Source organism: Shewanella putrefaciens, assembly GCF_016406325.1.
Lineage (GTDB): Bacteria > Pseudomonadota > Gammaproteobacteria > Enterobacterales > Shewanellaceae > Shewanella > Shewanella putrefaciens.
This window is the reverse complement of the sequence record NZ_CP066370.1, coordinates 288,653-310,310: the sequence shown is the minus strand read 5'-3', so window position 1 is coordinate 310,310 and position 21,658 is coordinate 288,653. Positions and strand designations below refer to the sequence as shown.

Below are 21,658 nucleotides of genomic sequence, written 5' to 3'. Positions count from 1 at the left end.
ACATATAAAAACCACATAAGGACATCACCATGAAACCACTGTTTGCAGGTATGCTGCTTAGCATCAGTTTATTAAGCTCGCCTTTATTGGCTCAGGAATATACGGTTGAAACCTATCAAGAAATCTTTAAGGGTGATAACCAATTCAAGCAAAAAGAAGCCATTGGATCACTCACCATCGCTGGTTTATCCGATCCTGCCATTTTTGATGCGCTCGAAGCCAAGCTACTCGCATCTTTGCCCCAAGCCACTGAAAAAAATGCCATTGACTACAGTGCTTGGTTAGTCAAAGGCTTAGCTTATTCAGGCAATGATAAGTACAGCGAAACCATCAACAAGATTGTTAATGGTGATTATCCTAAAAAACTCAAAAAATACGCAGGTCAAGCTTTAGAAAACATAACGATATATAAAAAATGGAATGCGATTCTTGCGGATAAAAGCCAATATACTGCCGATCAAAGTCAGCAAAATAATGCCTTTGCCAATGCCCTACGCAGCGATGATTTAGAATTAATGCGTCTCGCGGCTAAACGCATCATGGATGACCGCCAGTACGATGATTTTATCCTAGCCGTACTCAGTAACGAATTGAAAACACCACGCTTAATGGCCGATGATAAACTCGCCATCGATACCTATGCCAACATGGCAAAAGCACTAGCTAGTTCAGGGAATACCGCTTACCGCGATGTGATTGAAAATATGGCAGCCACGAGCTCAAACAAAAAACTCAAAAACTACGCCGAGAGTTATTTGAAGAAGTACTACTAAACCTACCCGTTTTACGCTTAATCGAACAAATCATGGCCGAGCTTATCCTCGGCCATTTTTATATTCGTTTGGATAGTTTTGAATATGAGGAAGTAAAAATTAACAGTGGGTGGCTTAGAGAACTCATTCCATCACATTGATATGAAGAAAGTGTTGGAAATAGTACTGAGTGATCTATCACTTCAACGGTTTGGATTGTAGCGTTTGCTGGTACCCACTCATACAGGCTTGCCATGGCATTGACTCACCGACGCGCTGCAAATGGGGCTGACGGCCGTCTCGCCAATCACCATGGTTTGCCTTTCGAGTACTTGTGTCATCTGTAGGTTTAAAAGGCTAGTGCAATTTGCCATGAATGGTGATTTGTTAAATTGGCTTCTCATTTGCGTTGAGCTTAAATCGCACGATTTAATCGTTTTGACCGTTTCGCACAATACACTATACTGCCACTGTATTTCCAAATAAGAGGGCTTATTCGTGCAAACATTAACAGCCAATGACGCCAAACGAAATTTCGGTGAGTTACTGCTAAACGCTCAACGTGAACCCATCAAGATCAGCAAAAACAGTAAAGATGCGGTTGTTGTGATGTCTATCCACGATTACGAACAGCTTGAGGCGATGAAAGCCGACTATCTGAAGCACTGTTTCAACGCAGCCAAAGAAGACTTAGCGAAAGGTAATATTGTTGATGGTGAAGATTTTCTTAACGCCCTGTAGCAACTTACATGAAAAATAAACGCTATAAACTGAGTAAGTTAGCTCAAACTCACTTACTAAAGATTAAAGACTACACCATTCAACACTTTTCTGAGTCGCAGTGGCACAAATACAAAGAAAGCCTAATATCCGGCTTGCAAATGTTAGCCGATAACCCCGGATTAGGCAGAAGCTGCGAAGATATTTACCCCAACGGATTCTACTTTCCGATTGCTAAACACACCGCCTACTTCACAAAAGAAGACGACTTCATCCTCATCGTTGCCATGTTAGGCCAGCCACAACTACCACAAAATCATCTGAAATAGTCTCACCCCTTTCATAGAGCAGATATAAAAAGTAGGAGTGAGGCCAACCATGGTACTGACTCGACGACACGCAGCGAGTCCATCCCTGGATGCTCGACCGCCCCGTCCATGGGGCGGACGGTCGTCTCACCAATCACCATGGCCAGCCTTTCTAGCATCTGCGTAGCCTCTAAGTTCAAAAGACTAGAACTAACATTTAACGATGGCCTGCTTCACCAACCATTTTGGAAAAACGAACAATAGAAGTCTTGTTATAGGGCGGGGAGCACCTTCTCTTTATGCGCTAACGCTAAGTAACCTAACGAAGACTGACTCTTAGCTGGTTCAAAAATTGTGGAGACTTTAGCTTGCAACTTTATTAATGAAACTAGTCCACCTGCTATAGCCCCAAGAGGTAAGTCTGTTGGGTTGGAAAAGAAGTCAAACACAGCACCTGCTGCCACACCTTGAGCTATTTTTCCACCGTCTAAGTTAAGCTGTGCTGAAAAGTCGTATTTACGAGTCATTTTCCAACGTTCGTTTGATACTTGATTCAATTCTGATATTGCGGTTTTAAGATCAGCAACAACTCTAGTTGAGGCAAAGTCTGGATCAGGAGAATTAATTATCTGGGTATAAAGGTCATCTAATGATTTATGCAATACATTTAGTTGGTCTCGCCTTCTATTTTTGAATTCTAAGACATCTTCTATAGGTATATCTCCAGATGGAACTGGCAAAGCATTAACCAAATCAAATCGTAAATTCGGTTGCTGCATCTGGAATTTACTTGGTAACACAAGCGATGAGCCCATTTGATGTAAAACCCAATCAACTTCGCGATTTGATGCTAGTAAATCTTCCGCAACTTTTGCCTGAGCAAGAGCGAATGAATGGCCTAAATCAGATCCACTCCATGTACCAGAGAAACCTACCAGGGGCCGTTCTATAACACCAGTTTGGATAAGAATATCTTCTTCAGGAACTCCCACATACACTAGGTTACTGCCGGGTATCACGACCTTATCCCAATACAAACTGTAGTATCGAATTTCCTCTTTTGAAATTGAGCGCTTCATAGTAAAGCCACTCAAAGTAATATCAATTAGTGCTGGTGACGCAACGACGCCTCTTTCCATCAAATGCACTCCTAATCTTCAATTAACCCTATAACGCTCAAATTTAGCGCGGAAAGTCGCACAGTGGGTTGAGGTCGCAGCCATCGCTTTTTGCTGGCGATAAGATTTGCTTATTACGTGAATTATTCACTGTACCGACGGCTCACAGAGACTTTGCCGTTTTCAAGTTCAAGAACATCCAGAGCTACTTCGCTATAGCTAAAATCCGAACCATCTGACCGCTGCCCCTTCGCTTAAAACTTGTGCTTAATAGAAACTACATTGTAACCATACTGATAGTCGATGATTTCTGCTTTGTATTCTGTATGAACACCAAAGTAGCGGCTCATCCCTTTACGCATCATGTCTTTACCATTAGGTTCACGAGAATCGTCAGGCGCATTTGGAAAATGTTGGTTGCCAACGTCATCGGTAAGATAAGGATAAATAGCGCTCAAGATCGTCCTTTGTTGCATTCGGTTGCTGAGTCATTATCTGCGCGTGGTGATAAGCTTTAACGAAAGCATCGTAATCAAAATCATCAGTTGGCGGGCGAGAGGTGAAAAATACTAAAGCTATTATAAAGATAATTAATTTGCTCACACGAACTCCTTTCCAAAAATTCACATAACGTCTTAATATTTATGCACTGCGCTGTTTGTCGGGTATAAATCGCTTATTTGACTTAGCCACTACCACGCCCATGTTAATTGGTATAAATGATGCTATAGGAATTTGCTTTTTTGGGGTAGCTGTTTTTTATACAGTTTAGAGGGTAATCACTTGATATCGTTTCAGCTTTATCATTCAAAATCTAAGAACACTCACAGATTAATTCACTGGTGACGCAGCAAGCTTTAGGGCTATAAATTTTTAGCTGAAAAACAGCTGAAGGGTCAGTTAGGATTGTCATTGTTGCACCAGTGACCTTCTAAAACATGGATGTTTTAGTAGAGCCCTCAGGGATGAGTTTATGGCGTGTCACTGGGGAAACAATGGCAATGAATGCCACGCAACTCAGTTATCTTGCTTTGGGGCATTTACGCAGTTGATATAAGAATTTATGTATCTCCTCATCTAGTTTTATGGCTTAAGATTTGCTTATCCACCACGGCGCATTGGCAAACAGATAACAAAGCGATGACGCCATTATGGATAAGCCACAATAATAGGGAGCACCCGATCTGCCATGAAATCCACAATAAGAGCCATGAAAATCACCTTAGATGACCTTAAAGGGCCAGAGATAGCGGCATTACTGCAGGAACACCTCAACGATATGCAGGCAACCTCACCGCCTGAAAGCGTTCACGCATTAGATCTTGATGGCCTGCGTCAGCCCAATATTCGCTTTTGGACCCTCTGGGATGGCAACAATTTAGCGGGCTGTGGTGCACTAAAATGGTTAGATACCGAGCACGCCGAGATCAAATCCATGCGCACCGCCGCGCCCTATAAGCAGCAAGGTATAGCGTCTAAGATATTGCAGCACTTGATTAACGATGCCAAAAGCGCTGGCGTCAAACGTCTGAGTCTAGAGACAGGTTCGATGGACTTCTTTAACCCCGCTCGCTTGCTCTACTGCAAATTTGGTTTTGAAATCTGCGGCCCCTTTGCCGATTATCGACTCGATCCCAATAGTGTGTTTATGACGAAGAGAATCTAAAACACATGCGCCTTAGTCTTTGAAATTCATCTCTAAGGCGCTTTGCTGCAGTTAAGTATTCGCTCGCTTAACTACTGATGCAGTTCTGTGCCCGTTCCACCAATGGATAATAAACCCAAGTAACAACCCCCAAAATGCGCTGCCGATGCCCAGCACACTAAAACCCGATGCAGTGACCAAGAAAGTGATAATTGCTACTTCGCGATCTTCCGTTTTAGCTAATGCAGCGGTCAGACTATTGGCAATAGTGCCGAGCAGGGCTAATCCGGCGATGGCCAGTACTAATTCCTTCGGGAAAGCGGAAAACAGTCCAACCACAGTGGCACCCAATAACCCAGTGATAAAGTAAAACACCCCGCCCCATACCGCCGCCCAGTAGCGGGTAGCCGGATTTGGATCGGCCTCTTTACCCATGCAGATGGCCGCTGTGATGGCGGATAAGTTAAAGGCAAAACCGCCAAAGGGCGCGAGAATAACCCCGATTAAGCCTGTGCTCGTGATCAAAGGCGAAATAGGCGGCCTGTAGCCATTACCGTGCAGCGCAGCAACGCCCGGCATATTTTGCGATGCCATAGTCACCACAAACAGCGGTAATGCTACGCCAATTACACTCGCCAGCGAAAACTCAGGTGTCGTCCACACTGGCATCGCCAGTTGCAACTGAACGGCATCTAGCTTGAGCAAATCTAATTGAAAACTCATGCCTATGCCCACCAACAAGGTCAGCAAGATGATGTAGCGCGGCGCAAAAGGCTTAACGACTACAAACACCAACAGCATGATCAAAATTAGACTCAACTGGGTTTGCATCGCCTGAAATAGCCCTAGGCCAAATTGCAGCAGGATCCCCGCTAACATGGCGGAAGCCACCGACTGCGGCATGATACGAATAAGTTTATCCATCCAGCCCGCAACACCGCAAAGGGTGATTAGAATTGAACTCACCAGAAAAGCGCCTATGGCTTGGTTGACGCTCAATCCCGCAAGGCTAGTCACCATTAGCGCTGCGCCCGGTGTAGACCAAGCCGTTAGAATAGGATTCTTGTAGTAAAGCGATAACCCTATGCTGGTCACACCCATGCCCACACCTAAAGCCCACAGCCATGAACTGATCTGTGCTGGTGTCGCCCCCACAGCTTCCGCCGCTTGAAAGATGATCACAGCCGAGCTGCTATAACCCACTAATACCGCAATAAAACCCGCTGATATTTTTGACAAACTTCCTGCATCTCGCCACATACCCACTCCCTTTTTCTGCAATTGCTGTCGCCACCACGTTGTGCGCTATAACTTATAAAATGAACAAGATAGCCTTTGTGCGCTATAACGCACGAGATGGACAAGATAGCATCAGTGCGTTATAACGTACAAACTAAATTTTCATAAAAATGATGGGGCCATTGTGCAGACGATAAACAGCTATCTCGCCACCACGCTTAAAGCACTTCGCAACCAAAAGGGATGGAGTTTAGATAAAGCCGCCCAAGAGACGGGCGTTAGTAAGGCCATGATAGGACAAATCGAGCGCGGTGAATCAAGCCCAACCATTGCGACTCTGTGGAAAATAGCCAGTGGATTCAATATCTCGCTGTCGACCTTTCTCGAACCCACACCCCAGAGCCAAGGCGCAGTATTCCGTAAGCCCGACGAGTTACGCCAACAACCCGCTACCGACGGTATGCTAGTCGCCTCACTCTTCCCCTTTGAAGAGCGCTTCGGTTTCGAGATGTTTGAACTCACGCTGCTGCCAAACTATGAGCGCCTTTCTGAGCCCCATGAAACGGGTGTCACTGAGCATGTCATTGTCTTGAGCGGCACTATGGAAGTGCTAGTCGATGGCGAGTGGCAAACACTTAAGCAAGGTGAAGCAGTACGATTTTCGGCCGACAAACCCCATGGCTATCGCAATCTAAACGAGCAAGCCGTGGTATTCCACGACATCATTCACTACCAACGAGGTAGTATCTAGTAACCTCGAGCTAATTACCCCAGAATAGCGTCTGCGGTAAACCAAGGGTGCAACCGAAGTGAGATAGGTTATTGGCACTGCTCAAACAAAAATGCCAGCTTATATAAGCTGGCATTTTATTAAATTTATTTGACTATTAAGCAGTTAACAAATCAATACTGTGTTTGGCTTCGCTCATGCCTTTATCGTGTGCTTCTGGCCCCATATTCAGTGCTTCGGCGTAAACCACTTCAACATTGGTGATACCTATAAAAGCTAAAACCGTTTTCAAGTAAGGTACAACGTGATCGGTTGGGCCATCTTTGTGGGCGCCGCCACGAGTCGTCACCAACACGGCGCGTTTACCTTCCACTAATCCTTTTGAACCGGTTTCAGTGTAAGTAAAAGTCACACCGGCGCGGGCAATAAAATCGATCCAGTTTTTAAGTTGGGCTGGAATGGTAAAGTTATACATAGGTGCCGCGATAACGATAGTGTCGTTCGCTTTTAATTCAGCGACTAAGGTATCTGATAAGGCGAGCATTTCTTGCTGACGTGCCGATAATTCTGCACCACCGCGTAACCCAGAAGCGATTTCACCGTCTACCATAGGCAGTACGTCTTTACCGCCTAAATCACGTACTGTAATAGCGGCGCCTTGGTTTTCCCAGTGGCTCGCTAAGTGGTCAATTAACACGGCAGATTGTGAATAACCGCCAAGAATGCTTGATTTTAAAATTAAGACTTTAGACATAATCTGCTCCGAAAATAGGTAAATGACTCAGAGTCAGATGGAATATCTCAACTCTATGACGCTAGTGTATTAGCTCATAAAAAAGAAATAAAGCGGATAAAATCTGAGATTAGCTTCGATTTTTTAGAAAGGTTACACCAAAGGCTAGCACAGCTAGCCTTTGACATTTGAAAATCAATCGCTCAAAACTATTGAACAAAATAATAGTTGTACTCGTTAATGAGATGGGATAATTCAGGGACTTTTTGAATATCTTCAATAAACTTATCCGTAGTTGTCATCGCCCAGGCCAAACTATCTTTATCAAGGCTATACAATCCCTCGTTAGAATACATATTGTGAGCCTTGGTGAAATTCTCACGATAACTGACACTGGCAACCACCTCATTGTGGACCCTAAACTCATAGGTCAGCACCAAATCATTATTGGTCACCATAGGCAACAGCCCTAGGGAACCACCCGCTAAAATAGCCGAGGTCAATCCCGCGGCCTCTCCCCCTGCTGTAGGTTCCATGTTATAAGTCACAATGAGCTTTAGTGGATTACCGATATTCTCTTTATCCATTTTTTCAAATAAAGGTGTGCCCTTGAGTTTGTTATAAAAGTCTGTTGAATCAATGGTACTGATAAAAAACACTGGTGGAAGTACCGTTGTTTGCGCCTTAACGAATGGGCTGATTAGCAACAAACCCAGCATTAAAATACGAAGCATAAATGGCATTGGAAACATCCTTATTGATAGCAATTTAGTTGTACTACAGCACCAAGCGCAGCCGCATTTGCCGTTCGAATATCACCCTTCATATTGGGCTCTACCGACTGATAACTAATGTGGTGTTTATCTAAAAAGCGGGCAGCATATTTCGCATCGAGGGCAAAGTTAACATTCTGCGGTAGCGCGCCCGATTCACGCAGACTCGTCACATTTAACGTACTGACGGTGATACCTAATAACTCCCCGCCGTCAGAGACCACTGGGCCGCCACTAGAACCAGGTTGGATCGGTGCCGAAAACTGGAACTGTCCAACCGCGCCTTTTAATGCCTCGCGCGAACTAATATTGCCTCGCGTTAAATTAGGTGAAGCCGCCAATAATCCCTGTAAGGGATAACCAACATTGGTAATGGCCTCACCAAGAAAAATCTCTGTACCTTTACGCAATGGCAAGTATTGCTCCACTGGTGTGCCCGTACTGACAACAGCTAAATCTAATAGGGTCGAGCTAGCCTCTACGATTGCATTAAAGGATTTATCGCCAACATTCACCTGTGTCACCATGCAATTTTTGAGTACATGGGCCGCAGTAACAATTTGTCCCTGCGGATTAATATAAAACCCCGTCCCGGTACTGACTGGTTTTTTCATATTTGCAAGTAAATTCGCCGATACATCTTTCATTGCATACTGTGCAGGGTAGTTACTTGCAGAAGGCGTTAACGCATTTAGCACGTCGACAATCACTAACTGAGTCGCTCGCAATGATGCGTTATAAAGCCCTAAACCATCCCCAAGATAACCAATATCTGTCTTAAAGGATTTTTGTCCCTCTCGAATAGGCTTATCGGAACCATTAAATACCCGATAACTCATGATCATTTCTGCTTTGCCCGATTCAAATTTCCACTCGGGATCGATATCGATCAATAACCCATATTGATTAGCTTGCGTGCGGTCTAACAGCTTAGCATTTGAAAAATAAGCACCAAAACCATCCTTCACACCATCACTGAGTGATTTTCCTGGGTCGACCCAAATATTCCATTTCTCTAAATAAAAACGGTTATTTAACTGCGAATGGGGCAAATAATAGGCAACACTCACATCCACAGGGAGCGTAATGGACTTATTCAGTACCACACCCTTAGGCAATTTATTTGCATTTAATTTGGTATTCGCGCAGCCACTAAGATGAAAACAGAACAGAACAATAAGCACACTGGAGAGAAATCGCATCGGTTATCCTTAATATCAATGCAAATAGCACTATACAGCGTAAACGAACCGTACAGACTATGGAGGATGCAATCTAAGTTGCATTAAGCCAAAGATTCTATTGCAAGATTAAAACAACATCAACGATGAAAGCCCACAAAAAGCAAACAATGACAACTATTTAGTAATATTTGGAATGCTAATATAGAGGCCCGTAAATTCAGCGCATCGTTGCTCACCACAGTAAAGTTCAACCACAAGTCGGACTTTAGCTTTTCGTCCTGCAGATAATCCAGCTAAATTGGCATCCTGCCATACCACGCGTGCAACAGGTTGTGAACTCACAGGTGCGAGATAACGCATATGGGCATCAGCGAGCACAATATCACCCGCCACGCCTATCAACTGTTGATTAAGCCACACGGCCCCCCAGCCTGTTAAGGTCATCAGTGTATAAATGCTGCCCGCAAACATGGTCTGATGCAGATTAATATTGGGCGTTATCGGCGCTGTGACTCGAAACTCTCCCTCACTGTAATCGAGTGGCACAATCTGCATAAACTCGCTAACGGGGATCGTACTGTGCCAAGTCTGGCGTAATTTGATGAGTAATTGATCCATGCGCATTTCCCTTAATACTCCCTCTTGGTACAAGCGACATTGATTATGTCTAATACTCAATCACCGGGCCCCAAGATAAACATCTCGATAGAAGTTACACCTGCAGATTAAAGGTCACTGGGCCATCATTGACTAAGGACACTTGCATATCGGCACCGAACTGTCCGGTTTCTGTAGTAACACCCTTATCGCGGCAAAAAGCAACAAACTCTTCATACAATGTCAATGCCTGATCTGGCGTACCTGCCCCAGAAAAACTCGGCCTCAAGCCTCTGCCTGTATCGGCGGCCAAGGTAAATTGTGACACGACTAATAAAGATCCACCTACTTGTTCTAAATTGAGATTCATCTTGCCATTTTCATCGGAAAACACGCGATAACTCATCACCTTAGTGGCTAATTTTTCCATTTTTTCGCGGTTATCTTCCCGCTCAACCCCGAGCAAGACTAACAAGCCTTTATCAATTGAACCTAGGGTTTGGTTATCGACCACCACGCTGGCACGGCTCACTCTTTGAATTAACGCTATCACAACTTTTCCTTTATATTTATATGGTTATACTGCCAACATAAAACCTATTACCGCAATTAATCGGCAAAAACTTAAGTTTTCGTACTCGCTTCGTCCTTATCGAAACTCGATTCATAATCGAGATACTCGGGCATAGCCGCGGTAATTTCTGCCCCCAGTAATACAATCATCCATGACAGATACACCCACACAAATAAGATAGGAATCGTTGCTAAGGCACCATAAATAGCCTCATAACTTGGGAACTGAGTGACATACAAAGCAAAAGCTTTTTTCCCTAACTCAAACAGCAGCGCTGCGACTAGTGCCCCTAATAATGCATGTAAAAACTTCACCTTTTGATTGGGTACGACCATGTATAACAACAGAAATGCTGCGACAGAAAACAGCATAGGTAAACGCTCAATAAACAGAGGGACAACACCAGAAAAAGTCTCATCTTCAAACAGTTTTAACGAAACAACATAGGAGGTCGCCACCAAACTTGCACCAACCAAAACAGGGCCAAGCGTGATCACCATCCAGTACATTGAAAAAGCCACCACCACAGAACGCTTCTCTTTAGTGCGCCAGATATTATTAAGCGACTTATCGATAGCGGAAATCAGCATAATCGCCACCACAACAAGTGCCGCAATACCGACTGCGGTGCCCTTAGAAGCATTTCCTACAAATTCATTGATATAGATTTGCACTGTATCGCCAGCAGCGGGGAGAAAGTTCTCATAAACAAAGGCTTCAATCTGTCCACGTATTCCCTTAAATACAGGGAAGGCCGATAGCATAGACATAGTCACCGCCACCAAAGGAACAAGTGATAGCAAAGTGACATAGGCTAAATGTCCCGCCCGAATATTGATTTGATCTTCCACTAAGCGCAGCCTTAAATGCTGTAAAAAGCGCCAGATCCCAAGGAATAAGACTCGAATTTGTGCTACTTCTATCTTCTTAGTCACGGGTTTCTCTTGATTCTGTTGGTATAGACTCGTTATCTTCGTACAATAAACACTTAATTTACAAGTCTAAGGAGTGAATTGATGTCTCAACAAGGATCCGCTGGTAATGTTATCGCTGCCATCGCTAGTCTGTTTTTCCCCGGATTAGGCCAACTGCTACAGGGCAGAATAATAGCTGCACTGCTATTTTTTGTGATTACCGTTGTAGGTTACGCCCTGTGGTGGCTAATCGTACCCGCCGTTATAGGGGCAATCTTTCACCTATGGGCTATTATCGATGCGGCGAAATTTAAGGCTGACTAAGTTCACTTCGCAATAGTATAACCACTGAAAAGACTAATAACGTCAGTCTTAATTCAAAAGACAAACAAATCGAACAGCTATAATAAAGCAAAAAATCAATAAGTTAATAAATCAATGTTGAATCCAAGCTGTTAGTTTCAAACCAAAACTAACGGCTTAGACTGATCCATTTAAGGGCAAAAATGGATTGGTAAATAATCAAAACAATGAGTAACACTCTAGCCTCTAGCCTCTAGCCTCTAGCCTCTAGCCTCTAGCCTCTAGCCTCTAGCCTCTAGCCTCTAGCAAATAAATTAGCTTTTCTCCCCCCCTGCAACTCATGTTTCTTTTGTGCAACCCTAAAATGCATAGCTTTGTGAGCTATCACGCGCTTTAGTGGGTTGATGGCGTAAATTTTGGATCTGCTGCACAATTTCGTTTAGTACTCAAAAACTTATCTTCCATCCACCCCTCATAGTTTGTACTTGTAACTTATTCGCTGTATTCATCACTATGACTTTTATCGAATCACTCACGTTGATGTTGGCATTGATGTATCTCGCTTCTCTTAGTTATTGGAGCGGCCAAAAGTGGGGAGCTATCGCCACCCTCTTGTGTAGTTTAGCTGCCGTCGCCATTAGCCTATATTGGCCCTTAGCTCTAGGTTTACTGATTGCATTACCTGCGGCTTTTGCCGTTAACAAATTTGCACCAGACTCCTTAAAGCAAGAAATTAAAATCAATACCTTGCGTGAAGGTACTCAGCATCTTTTAGCACTGTCCTTACTTTTGGTAGCTATCCAATACACCATTAACACGATATTACTGAAACAAGGCATAACACCTTGGCTAATGCGTCCCGATGTGGTGGATGCTTTCTTACCCATAGCGGGTGGCATTGAGCTTAAGGCCATTATTAGTCTCAATTTGTGGGATCAAACCCATCCTGCGGCGGCGGTTATGTTGGCTGCAGTCTTAGTCACGGGTTTGCTCTGCAAGCGAGCATTTTGTGGATGGGCTTGCCCATTAGGTTTAGCAGGGGAATATCTCTATGCATTTAGAAAACGCTTTATTAAAGCGGAATTAGCCCCACCCGCTTGGCTCGATTGGCCACTGCGAATGCTCAAGTATCTCTTATTGTTCGCACTCTGCTATATCGTGATCGGCATGCCAGCCCAAACTATACCCTACTATCTTGAAGGGAATTACCATAAAATCGCCGACTTAAAGATGGCACTGTTTTTTATCACGCCAGGACTTGTCACCCTGTTATGCTTTGGATTGATCCTCGCGTTAGCCGCATGGCGTCGTCAGGGATTCTGCCGTTATTTGTGCCCCTATGGTGCCATGCTTGGGATTTTAAGCTTTGCAAGCCCACTTAAAATCCGCCGAGATACTCAGCACTGCTTGATCGACGCCAAAGGAATGAAATGTGATAAATGTACCCGCGCCTGCCCTGCAAATATCATAGTGCACACTAAAACTACGGTTCGCAGTGATGAGTGTCAGGCCTGTATGCGCTGCGTTGCCGCCTGCCCTAAATCAGCGGCGCTTGGCTTGAGTCTCAAATCTGGCCACCGATTGGGCCATAAAGGATTACTCGCACTGGTACTACTGGCATTATTTGCATTACCACTTGGGGCCTATTTAGGCGGTTTTTGGCATAGCCAAACTCCAGATAATATTCGGATGGAACTTATTAAAGTCATAGATAGAGTCGGGCATTAAGCTAAGTTTGACATAAAAAACAAGGTGCAGCTCAACTGCACCTTGTTTGTTTTATCTCAATACTCAGCCATTAGGCGAGGTCAAATCTGTCGGCATTCATCACCTTGGTCCATGCATTCACAAAGTCATGCACAAACTTCTCTTTGGCATCGTCTTGAGCATAAATTTCAGCGTAGGATCTCAGCACCGAATTAGAACCAAATACAAGATCGACTCGGGTAGCAGTCCATTTCACTGTTCCGGTTTTACGCTCAATAATCTGGTACAGATTATTGCCAGCAGGTTTCCAGTTGTAAGACATGTCAGTCAAATTAACAAAAAAGTCATTACTGAGTACACCCACACGATCCGTAAACACACCATGCGCGCTACCTGCATAGTTGGCACCTAATACCCTCATGCCACCAATCAACACTGTCATTTCGTGGGCTGTGAGTCCCATAAGCTGAGTGCGATCTAACATAAGTTCTTCAGGTTGAACAACATAATCCTTTTTCTGCCAGTTGCGATAGGCATCGTGTAAGGGCTCAAGCACGGCAAATGATTCTATATCCGTCATCTCCTGTGAAGCATCACCACGGCCAGAAGCGAATGGTACTCGAATATTCACCCCTGCATCTTGGGCCGCTTTTTCTACGGCTGCGGTTCCACCCAATACAATTAAGTCGGCAATACTGACTTTTTGACTCAAACCAGTCTGAATATCGGTTAGCACTTTGAGTACTTTTTGCAAACGGACGGGTTCATTACCTTCCCAATCCTTTTGTGGTGCGAGACGAATGCGGGCACCATTGGCACCACCGCGATAATCAGAGCCGCGGAAAGTGCGTGCGCTATCCCAAGCGGTTGTTACAAGCTCAGCAATACTCAATCCTGATGCCAAAATTTTCGCTTTTAATGCGGTAATGTCATCATCAGAGAGGCGGTAATCCACCTGTGGAATCGGGTCCTGCCAAATTAAATCTTCTGCAGGCACTTCTGGGCCGAGATAACGGCTTTTAGGACCTAAATCGCGGTGGGTCAATTTGAACCAAGCACGGGCAAAGACTTCAGAGAAATAAGCAGGATCTTTATAGAACTTCTCAGAAATTTTCCGATATTCAGGATCCATTTTCATCGCCATGTCGGCATCTGTCATTATTGGATTGTGGCGAATCGTCGGATCTTCAACATCGACAGGTTTATCTTCTTCTTTGATATTAATGGGTTCCCATTGCCACGCACCTGCAGGGCTCTTTTTCAGTTCCCAATCATAACCAAGTAACAATGAGAAATAGCCGTTGTCCCATTGGGTCGGATGGGTGGTCCAAGCCCCTTCAATACCGCTAGTGACAGTATTACGGCCAACGCCTCGACCGTGCTTATTAAGCCAACCTAAACCTTGGGCTTCAACATCCTCAGCCTCGGGCTCGGGACCAAGATTCTGCGCCTTACCATTACCATGGCATTTACCCACAGTATGTCCGCCCGCGGTCAGGGCAACCGTTTCTTCATCATCCATCGCCATACGAGCGAAGGTTATTCTTATATCTTGTGCGGTTCGAAGAGGATCAGGATTACCATCTACGCCTTCAGGATTCACATAAATTAGCCCCATCATCACGGCGGCCAATGGATTTTCGAGATCGCGCTCCCCAGAATAACGGCTGTTGGGATTATCGCTCGGTGCAAGCCATTGTTTTTCTGAGCCCCAGTAAATGTCTTTCTCTGGATGCCAAATATCGGCACGGCCACCTGCAAAACCATATGTTTTCAAACCCATAGACTCATAGGCAACATTACCTGCAAGTATGATCAAATCAGCCCAAGACAGCTTATTGCCGTATTTCTTCTTGATCGGCCAAAGTAAACGGCGAGCCTTGTCGAGGTTAGCGTTATCGGGCCAGCTATTAAGTGGAGCAAACCTTTGATTACCCGTACCTGCACCACCACGGCCATCGGCAATACGGTAAGTACCCGCAGAATGCCGCGCCATACGGATCATTAATCCGCCGTAGTGTCCCCAGTCCGCTGGCCACCAGTCTTGGCTATCTGTCATTAAGGCATGTAAATCTTGTTTTACCGCCGCAAGATCGAGCGTTTTAAATGCTTCGCTGTAATTAAAAGTAGGATCCATTGGATCCGTTTTTTTGTCGTGCTGATGCAAAATATCGAGATTTAATGCCTTAGGCCACCAGTCCATATTATTGGTTGTGACGGAGGTATTACCACCATGCATTACTGGGCATTTACCTTGAGAGCTGTGAGTCTTATCCATGAGATCTTCCTTTATTGATGACGAACGAAGGGCGTATAGCCTGAATCATTTTTGTGTAATCTAGACTAATCACTTTCTGCCACCCCCTAAAGCGACTTTAACAGTTTGTATTAATCTGTTTTTATGATTAGTGATACCGTCCATACTCTCGATAAATGGGGAGAATAAACGAGCATCATGACAAAAAAGCCTGAACTTAAGGAATAAAACTAGGTTACTTTCGCGAAAAGACAACACAATAGATCTAAAAAACACCATAACAAATGCGCAAGATCACTATCTGAGCTCCTAGTTTAGTTTTTACAAAACTATATTGATTTTAATCAGACTGCAGAACCATTTTATCGTCAATACTTATTCTATAAGGGTATCGAAAACACGTTATATCCTCTCATTTGGAGTGAGTCTATGCGACAGAGACGCCTGCAACTTATGCAATCACTTTTTGACGAATATATTGAGATGTACTCCTCACGGAATGACAAGCTCACGACGCGTTTTAGCGATAATTTTAGTGGTTATGCGGGCAGTAGTGATGTTCTGATCACGAATAAAGAAGAGTGGATACGAATTACTCGCCAAGACTTTGCACAAGTACCAGAGCGGATCCACATCGAAATGCTAGATTTATCATTGCAGGATCTTGCAGAGGATATCCTTGTTGTTACCGCTTTTTTCCATATACATTTGCCGATCCCTGAATCAATACTCTGCCAAGAAACCGCAAGGTTAGTGCTCATTTTTCATCAAGAAAACAAGGATTGGAAAATTGCCCATAGCGGCATATCTATACCATATGGTTTAGCCAATAACGGGGAGATCTACCCCATGACGAGCCTAGAAGAAAGGAATCGCGAACTTGAGTCTATGATTGAAGCGCGCACCCGTGAATTGGCAGAAGCAAACAGTCGATTAGAAAAACTGAGTAACACAGACGGCTTAACCAATATTGGTAACCGTAGGCTCTTTGACCATATACTGCAAATGGAATGGAGCCGCGGACAACGCAGCAGTGCACCACTCGCGCTAATCATGCTCGATATTGACCACTTTAAATTGTTTAATGACCACTATGGTCATCTCGCTGGAGATGACTGCCTTAAACTACTGGCTAAGGGGTTATCTCAGTCAGGTCGTCGGGCGGGTGAATTGGTTGCACGCTATGGCGGTGAAGAATTTGTCATTTTACTCCCCAATACAGATCAGCAAACAGCACTCGATACGGCGCAATACATTCATCAACTTATCCAATCGCTTGCTATCCCCCATGTCAAAACCGACCTTGGTACAGTCACTGTGAGTCTTGGTGTCACCTGTATAGAGCCCTCAGAGCAACACAGCGCCTTAGAATTGGTACGCCAAGCAGATGCCGCGCTTTATCTTGCCAAATCGGCAGGTCGTAATTGTATACGTTATATGTCGCCATCAGTGAACAAGCTTGAAACGTAAAATAAAAAAGCCCCGTCAAATTTCTTTAACGGGGCTTTCATAAGGTGGCTCACCGAAGTAAGCCGCTCTTGTTAACCGCGGTTATTGCGCTTACGATCGTTTTCAGTCAAGTGTCTCTTACGAACACGGATGCTTTTCGGCGTCACTTCAACTAATTCGTCATCATCAATAAACTCAAGCGCTTGCTCAAGCGTCATGGTAATTGGCGTAGTCAGCACTTGCGCTTCGTCAGTACCAGAGGCGCGCATGTTGGTTAGCTGCTTACCTTTCAAACAGTTAACTGTTAGATCGTTTGAGCGAGCGTGGATACCAACTACTTGGCCTTCGTAGACTTCAGCCGCATGGCCGATAAAGAGACGACCACGATCCTGTAGACCGAACAGTGCGAAGGTCAACGCCTTACCCGTTGCGTTAGAGATCAATACGCCGTTAGCGCGTTGACCAATATCGCCACCTTTATGTGGACCGTAATGGTCGAACGAGTGGTAGATTAAACCAGTACCTGAAGTAGCAGTCATAAACTCAGTTTGGAAACCAATCAAACCACGGCTTGGGATGATAAAGTCGATACGTACACGACCTTTACCATCAAGCTGCATATCTTTCATTTCAGCTTTACGGGTACCCAACTTCTCGATCACTGTGCCTTGATGTTCTTCTTCAACGTCAACGGTCAACGTTTCAAATGGTTCACACAGTTCACCGTCGATGGTTTTCAGAATCACTTCTGGACGTGATACGGCTAACTCGTAACCTTCGCGACGCATGTTTTCAATCAAAATTGATAAATGCAATTCACCACGGCCTGATACGCGGAAGCGATCTGGGCTGTCAGTTTCTTCAACACGCAGTGCCACGTTGTGGACTAATTCTTGTTGTAAACGCTCAAGAATGTTACGTGAAGTCACATACTTACCTTCTTTACCTGCGAAAGGTGAAGTGTTGACTTGGAAAGTCATGGTCAGTGTAGGCTCATCAACAGACAGTGGCGGCAGCGCTTCTACATTACCAGCAGCACAGACAGTATCAGAGATTTTCAGCTCGCCTAAACCCGTAATCGCCACGATATCGCCAGCATTAGCAACCTCAACCTCAGTACGGTCAAGGCCCATGTAACCTAATACTTGGCCCATTTTACCGTTACGCGTCTTACCATCGGCACCGATGATAGTCACTTGTTGGTTAGTTTTGATGCTACCACGATTGATACGGCCCACACCGATCACACCTACATAAGAGTTGTAATCGAGCTGTGAAATTTGCATCTGGAACGCGCCATCGGCGTCAGCATCAGGGAAAGAGACTTTTTCAACGATAGTTTGGAACAGTGGCGTCATATCTTCACTGACGACATCTGGATCTAAAGTTGCAAAACCGTTTAACGCTGAAGCGTAAACGATTGGGAAATCTAATTGTTCGTCGGTCGCACCTAAGTTGTCGAACAGGTCGAACACTTGGTCGATAACCCAATCAGGGCGAGCACCTGGACGGTCAATTTTGTTGATAACAACGATTGGCTTTAGGCCTTGGGCGAACGCTTTTTTGGTTACGAAGCGAGTCTGTGGCATTGGACCATCAACGGCATCAACCAGCAATAATACTGAGTCAACCATAGACAGAACACGTTCAACCTCACCACCGAAGTCGGCGTGGCCTGGGGTATCAACGATGTTGATACGATAATCGTTCCACTTGATGGCAGTATTCTTTGCCAGAATCGTGATTCCACGTTCCTTCTCAAGATCGTTGGAGTCCATCACCCGCTCAGTAGCTTCTCCCCGGGTTGCAAGGGTTCCTGATTGCGACAGCAACTTGTCTACCAGGGTCGTTTTGCCATGGTCAACGTGTGCAATAATGGCGATGTTACGTAAATTCTCTAGCACGGATAAACCTCTTACCATCAAACAAAAATAGGGGATATTACAATATTCGTTACAGCAATCTACGTTGAGTCGCCATAAAAAAGCGTGCCATTCTACTCCAGAGCGGCCTTGGCGCACAGGATTATTTTTGAACACTTATAAAACAATACACCTTGGCAAAGGGCTTCTCGTTTGGCAACACACTAAGCCGAATAGTCTAGTCGCACCGTAAAAGCGCAAATAAATGGCCGTTTTTGGCAAATACTCATAAGTTAACCAGCTGAATTCACTATTCTTCATCTTATGGCGCGCTCACAAGAGTACGCATTTCCATCGCAATATCCAGATACTGTCACACACTATTCCCAAAGATTTTGGAATGCTAAATCCGCAATGACAGGGTATAGACAACAGATGAGTACACAGGTTAAATACACCGCATCTTTACAACTCGCCTTCCACAACATTTCATCTAAACGCTACAGGCTCATAAGCCATAAACTTATTTCGCTCTAGAGAACGAAGCTAGTGCTAATAACATGATCTTAAACACCTATTATAATTTTGCACACGGCTATGATTAGAACCTTAGCCTGTTACTTTCACATTATTTTATGACATTAATATGGCCAAAAAATAATCTCACAATAGGATTAGAATTAGCGCCCTGTTCTCTGTATGTTATGTGTAAGACCTATCATGCACACTGTCATAAAAGTAAATCTTGTTGTGTTGAGTCGTATTATTAAATGAGTCACTTAGACTCTAACCCGTGTCAGTAACATGCAAAAAACGACAGTGTCGTTAGCATTAGGGCGTATTGCCACTGCGCACCAAAATAGATTTATGCACCAAAATGCCACACACAAACGCACCATCATAGTGCATTTGTAAAATCAATTTAGTGCAATGTTTTTTATAGCCATTAATTATCAACACGTTACATTGTTGGCATGGATATCGCTATATAGCTCGTAAGTTTGGCTCAGTAATATACACTTGAGTTAAAAGATTATAAGAAGGGTCATCCCTTTACCCTACCGGAGGCTTGAGAATGTCAGTTGAATCAGTTTTAAAGCAACTTGAAGAATTAGAAGTTAAGTTTGTTGATTTACGTTTTACCGACACCAAAGGTAAAGAGCAGCATGTATCTATTCCTACTCATCAAGTAGATGCTGACTTCTTCGAAGACGGTAAAATGTTTGACGGCTCTTCAATTGCAGGCTGGAAAGGCATTAACGAATCAGACATGGTACTGATGCCAGATCCAACCACTTTTGTACTGGATCCCTTCACCGAAGAAACCACAGCCTTGATCCGCTGTGACATTCTAGAGCCAGGCACAATGACAGGTTACGACCGTGATCCACGTTCTATCGCTAAAAAAGCGGAAGAATACCTACGCTCTACCGGTATCGCTGACACTGTATTGATTGGCCCAGAACCAGAATTCTTCCTCTTTGACGATGTCCGTTTCGGTACTGACATGTCAGGTTGTTTCGTTAAGATCGACGCTAAAGAAGCGGCTTGGAACTCAGGTACAAGCTACGAAGGTGGCAACACAGGTCACCGTCCATTCGTTAAAGGCGGTTATTTCCCAGTTGCACCTGTTGACTCATCACAGGACTTACGTAGCGCTATGTGTTTAGTGCTTGAAGAAATGGGCCAAGTGGTTGAAGCGCATCACCACGAAGTGGCGACTGCGGGTCAAAACGAAATCGCTACCCGTTTTAACACGCTAACTAAGAAAGCGGACGAAATCCAAATTCTGAAGTACGTAGTACACAACATGGCTCACGCCTACGGCAAGACAGCGACTTTCATGCCTAAGCCAATCGTTGGCGACAACGGTAGCGGCATGCACGTTCACCAATCTTTATCTAAAGATGGCGTTAACCTGTTCGCAGGTGACAAATACGCTGGCCTGAGTGAAACCGCTCTGTACTATATCGGTGGTATCATCAAGCACGCTCGCGCGCTGAACGCTTTCACTAACCCAAGCACTAACTCTTACAAGCGTTTAGTGCCACATTTTGAAGCACCTGTTATGTTGGCTTACTCTGCCCGTAACCGCTCTGCATCAATCCGTATTCCAGTGGTACCAAGCCCTAAAGGCCGCCGTATCGAAGCACGCTTCCCAGATCCACATGCAAACCCATACTTAGGTTTTGCTGCACTGCTGATGGCAGGTCTTGACGGTATCCAAAACAAGATCCACCCAGGCGAAGCGATGGACAAAGACTTGTACGATCTGCCAGCCGAAGAAGCGGCTGAAATCCCACAAGTGGCCACTTCATTAGAAAACGCCCTTGAAAACCTGCAAGCAGACCATGAGTTCTTAACCCGTGGCGGCGTATTCAGCGAAGATTTTATCCAGTCTTACATTGCACTGAAAACTGCTGAAGCTGAGCGTGTAGCACGTACAACTCACCCATTAGAGTTTGAAATGTACTACAGTCTGTAATGGCTAGCGCTATACAACCAGCTCGCTTTATGTAATTGATACAGAAAATATAAAAGCCTCTATAGCAACGCTATCGGGGCTTTTTGTATTTTGAAGGTATATACAACTTTGATTCTGATTCAATCATCGCGTTGTTCTCTAAATAGGCATCATCGCCAACCACTCTTTTATCATTCAGAGAAGGCACGCCAGACACCGCGGCAACAGTAGAGATAGATGGTTAAAAAACAATCTAAATTAAACGGGTGTGCGGCATAAAACCACCTATATAGTCGAAAGTTAACTACCGCGCCATTATTGTTAAGTGT

At 44.5% G+C, this 21,658-nt stretch carries 20 protein-coding genes; 9 read left to right on the top strand and 11 right to left on the bottom strand.

Going from position 1 to position 21,658, the window contains the following annotated elements; translation table 11 throughout:
• Positions 1–29 precede the first annotated feature (29 nt).
• From JEZ96_RS01475 to JEZ96_RS01465, 3 genes are all read left to right on the top strand, one after another.
• Positions 30–773, top strand: coding sequence for a hypothetical protein (locus JEZ96_RS01475; protein ID WP_025008032.1), 744 nt, complete (start codon positions 30–32; stop codon positions 771–773).
• 477 nt (positions 774–1,250) lie between these two features.
• Positions 1,251–1,493: a type II toxin-antitoxin system Phd/YefM family antitoxin gene (locus JEZ96_RS01470; RefSeq protein WP_025008031.1), complete on the top strand. Its 243-nt coding sequence runs from the start codon at positions 1,251–1,253 to the stop codon at positions 1,491–1,493.
• Positions 1,494–1,501: 8 nt separating this feature from the next.
• Complete coding sequence (locus tag JEZ96_RS01465; RefSeq protein ID WP_025008030.1) at positions 1,502–1,801, top strand: type II toxin-antitoxin system RelE/ParE family toxin; 300 nt, start codon at positions 1,502–1,504, stop codon at positions 1,799–1,801.
• Between the two features lie 251 nt (positions 1,802–2,052).
• On the opposite strand, the gene JEZ96_RS01460 is transcribed toward JEZ96_RS01465, so the two are convergent.
• Complete coding sequence (locus JEZ96_RS01460) at positions 2,053–2,919, bottom strand: DUF6236 family protein (RefSeq protein WP_025008029.1); 867 nt, start codon at positions 2,917–2,919, stop codon at positions 2,053–2,055.
• A gap of 233 nt (positions 2,920–3,152) precedes the next feature.
• Complete coding sequence (locus tag JEZ96_RS01455; RefSeq protein ID WP_061782969.1) at positions 3,153–3,356, bottom strand: hypothetical protein; 204 nt, start codon at positions 3,354–3,356, stop codon at positions 3,153–3,155.
• 731 nt (positions 3,357–4,087) lie between these two features.
• On the opposite strand from JEZ96_RS01455, the gene JEZ96_RS01450 reads away from it, so the two are divergent.
• Positions 4,088–4,564, top strand: coding sequence for a GNAT family N-acetyltransferase (locus tag JEZ96_RS01450; RefSeq protein ID WP_011787677.1), 477 nt, complete (start codon positions 4,088–4,090; stop codon positions 4,562–4,564).
• A 51-nt stretch (positions 4,565–4,615) separates the two neighbouring features.
• Here JEZ96_RS01450 and JEZ96_RS01445 read toward each other — a convergent pair whose 3' ends face one another.
• A complete protein-coding gene (locus JEZ96_RS01445; RefSeq protein ID WP_011787676.1) occupies positions 4,616–5,803 on the bottom strand; it encodes a benzoate/H(+) symporter BenE family transporter in 1,188 nt (395 codons plus the stop codon).
• Positions 5,804–5,966: 163 nt separating this feature from the next.
• On the opposite strand from JEZ96_RS01445, the gene JEZ96_RS01440 reads away from it, so the two are divergent.
• Entirely contained in the window at positions 5,967–6,533 is a 567-nt protein-coding gene (locus JEZ96_RS01440) for a helix-turn-helix domain-containing protein (RefSeq protein ID WP_025008028.1), read from the top strand.
• Positions 6,534–6,669: 136 nt separating this feature from the next.
• Here JEZ96_RS01440 and azoR read toward each other — a convergent pair whose 3' ends face one another.
• The 6 genes from azoR to JEZ96_RS01410 form a co-directional block, all read right to left on the bottom strand.
• Positions 6,670–7,266, bottom strand: a complete 597-nt coding sequence (gene azoR / locus JEZ96_RS01435) for an FMN-dependent NADH-azoreductase (RefSeq protein ID WP_011787674.1) — start codon at positions 7,264–7,266, stop codon at positions 6,670–6,672.
• Between the two features lie 188 nt (positions 7,267–7,454).
• Complete coding sequence (locus JEZ96_RS01430; RefSeq protein ID WP_011787673.1) at positions 7,455–7,988, bottom strand: hypothetical protein; 534 nt, start codon at positions 7,986–7,988, stop codon at positions 7,455–7,457.
• 11 nt (positions 7,989–7,999) lie between these two features.
• Positions 8,000–9,220 carry a S1 family peptidase gene (locus tag JEZ96_RS01425; RefSeq protein WP_128090196.1) on the bottom strand — a complete coding sequence of 407 codons (1,221 nt, stop codon included), beginning with the start codon at positions 9,218–9,220 and terminating at the stop codon, positions 8,000–8,002.
• Positions 9,221–9,376: 156 nt separating this feature from the next.
• Positions 9,377–9,820: a thioesterase domain-containing protein gene (locus JEZ96_RS01420; RefSeq protein ID WP_025008027.1), complete on the bottom strand. Its 444-nt coding sequence runs from the start codon at positions 9,818–9,820 to the stop codon at positions 9,377–9,379.
• A gap of 94 nt (positions 9,821–9,914) precedes the next feature.
• Positions 9,915–10,352: a D-aminoacyl-tRNA deacylase gene (gene dtd / locus JEZ96_RS01415; RefSeq protein WP_011787670.1), complete on the bottom strand. Its 438-nt coding sequence runs from the start codon at positions 10,350–10,352 to the stop codon at positions 9,915–9,917.
• A 71-nt stretch (positions 10,353–10,423) separates the two neighbouring features.
• A complete protein-coding gene (locus JEZ96_RS01410; RefSeq protein WP_014609646.1) occupies positions 10,424–11,308 on the bottom strand; it encodes a virulence factor BrkB family protein in 885 nt (294 codons plus the stop codon).
• A gap of 81 nt (positions 11,309–11,389) precedes the next feature.
• Here JEZ96_RS01410 and JEZ96_RS01405 point away from each other — a divergent pair, with 81 nt between their 5' ends.
• Together JEZ96_RS01405 and JEZ96_RS01400 are read left to right on the top strand one after the other, a co-directional pair.
• The gene (locus JEZ96_RS01405) at positions 11,390–11,611 is read left to right on the top strand and encodes a hypothetical protein (protein WP_014609645.1); all 222 of its coding nucleotides are present in this window, start codon (positions 11,390–11,392) and stop codon (positions 11,609–11,611) included.
• Between the two features lie 492 nt (positions 11,612–12,103).
• Positions 12,104–13,318 carry a 4Fe-4S binding protein gene (locus JEZ96_RS01400; protein WP_011787667.1) on the top strand — a complete coding sequence of 405 codons (1,215 nt, stop codon included), beginning with the start codon at positions 12,104–12,106 and terminating at the stop codon, positions 13,316–13,318.
• Positions 13,319–13,388: 70 nt separating this feature from the next.
• Here the strand turns inward: JEZ96_RS01400 and katG are convergent, their stop codons facing one another.
• Positions 13,389–15,575 (bottom strand): catalase/peroxidase HPI, encoded by a 2,187-nt coding sequence (gene katG / locus JEZ96_RS01395; protein ID WP_128090197.1) that lies wholly within the window; start codon positions 15,573–15,575, stop codon positions 13,389–13,391.
• Positions 15,576–15,983: 408 nt separating this feature from the next.
• Between katG and JEZ96_RS01390 the strand changes: the two genes are divergently transcribed.
• Positions 15,984–17,024: a GGDEF domain-containing protein gene (locus JEZ96_RS01390; protein ID WP_011787665.1), complete on the top strand. Its 1,041-nt coding sequence runs from the start codon at positions 15,984–15,986 to the stop codon at positions 17,022–17,024.
• A gap of 71 nt (positions 17,025–17,095) precedes the next feature.
• Here the strand turns inward: JEZ96_RS01390 and typA are convergent, their stop codons facing one another.
• Positions 17,096–18,907 (bottom strand): translational GTPase TypA, encoded by a 1,812-nt coding sequence (typA, locus tag JEZ96_RS01385; RefSeq protein WP_011787664.1) that lies wholly within the window; start codon positions 18,905–18,907, stop codon positions 17,096–17,098.
• Between the two features lie 1,033 nt (positions 18,908–19,940).
• Here typA and glnA point away from each other — a divergent pair.
• Positions 19,941–21,350, top strand: coding sequence for a glutamate--ammonia ligase (glnA, locus tag JEZ96_RS01380; protein ID WP_011787663.1), 1,410 nt, complete (start codon positions 19,941–19,943; stop codon positions 21,348–21,350).
• The last annotated feature ends 308 nt before the right edge of the window (positions 21,351–21,658 follow it).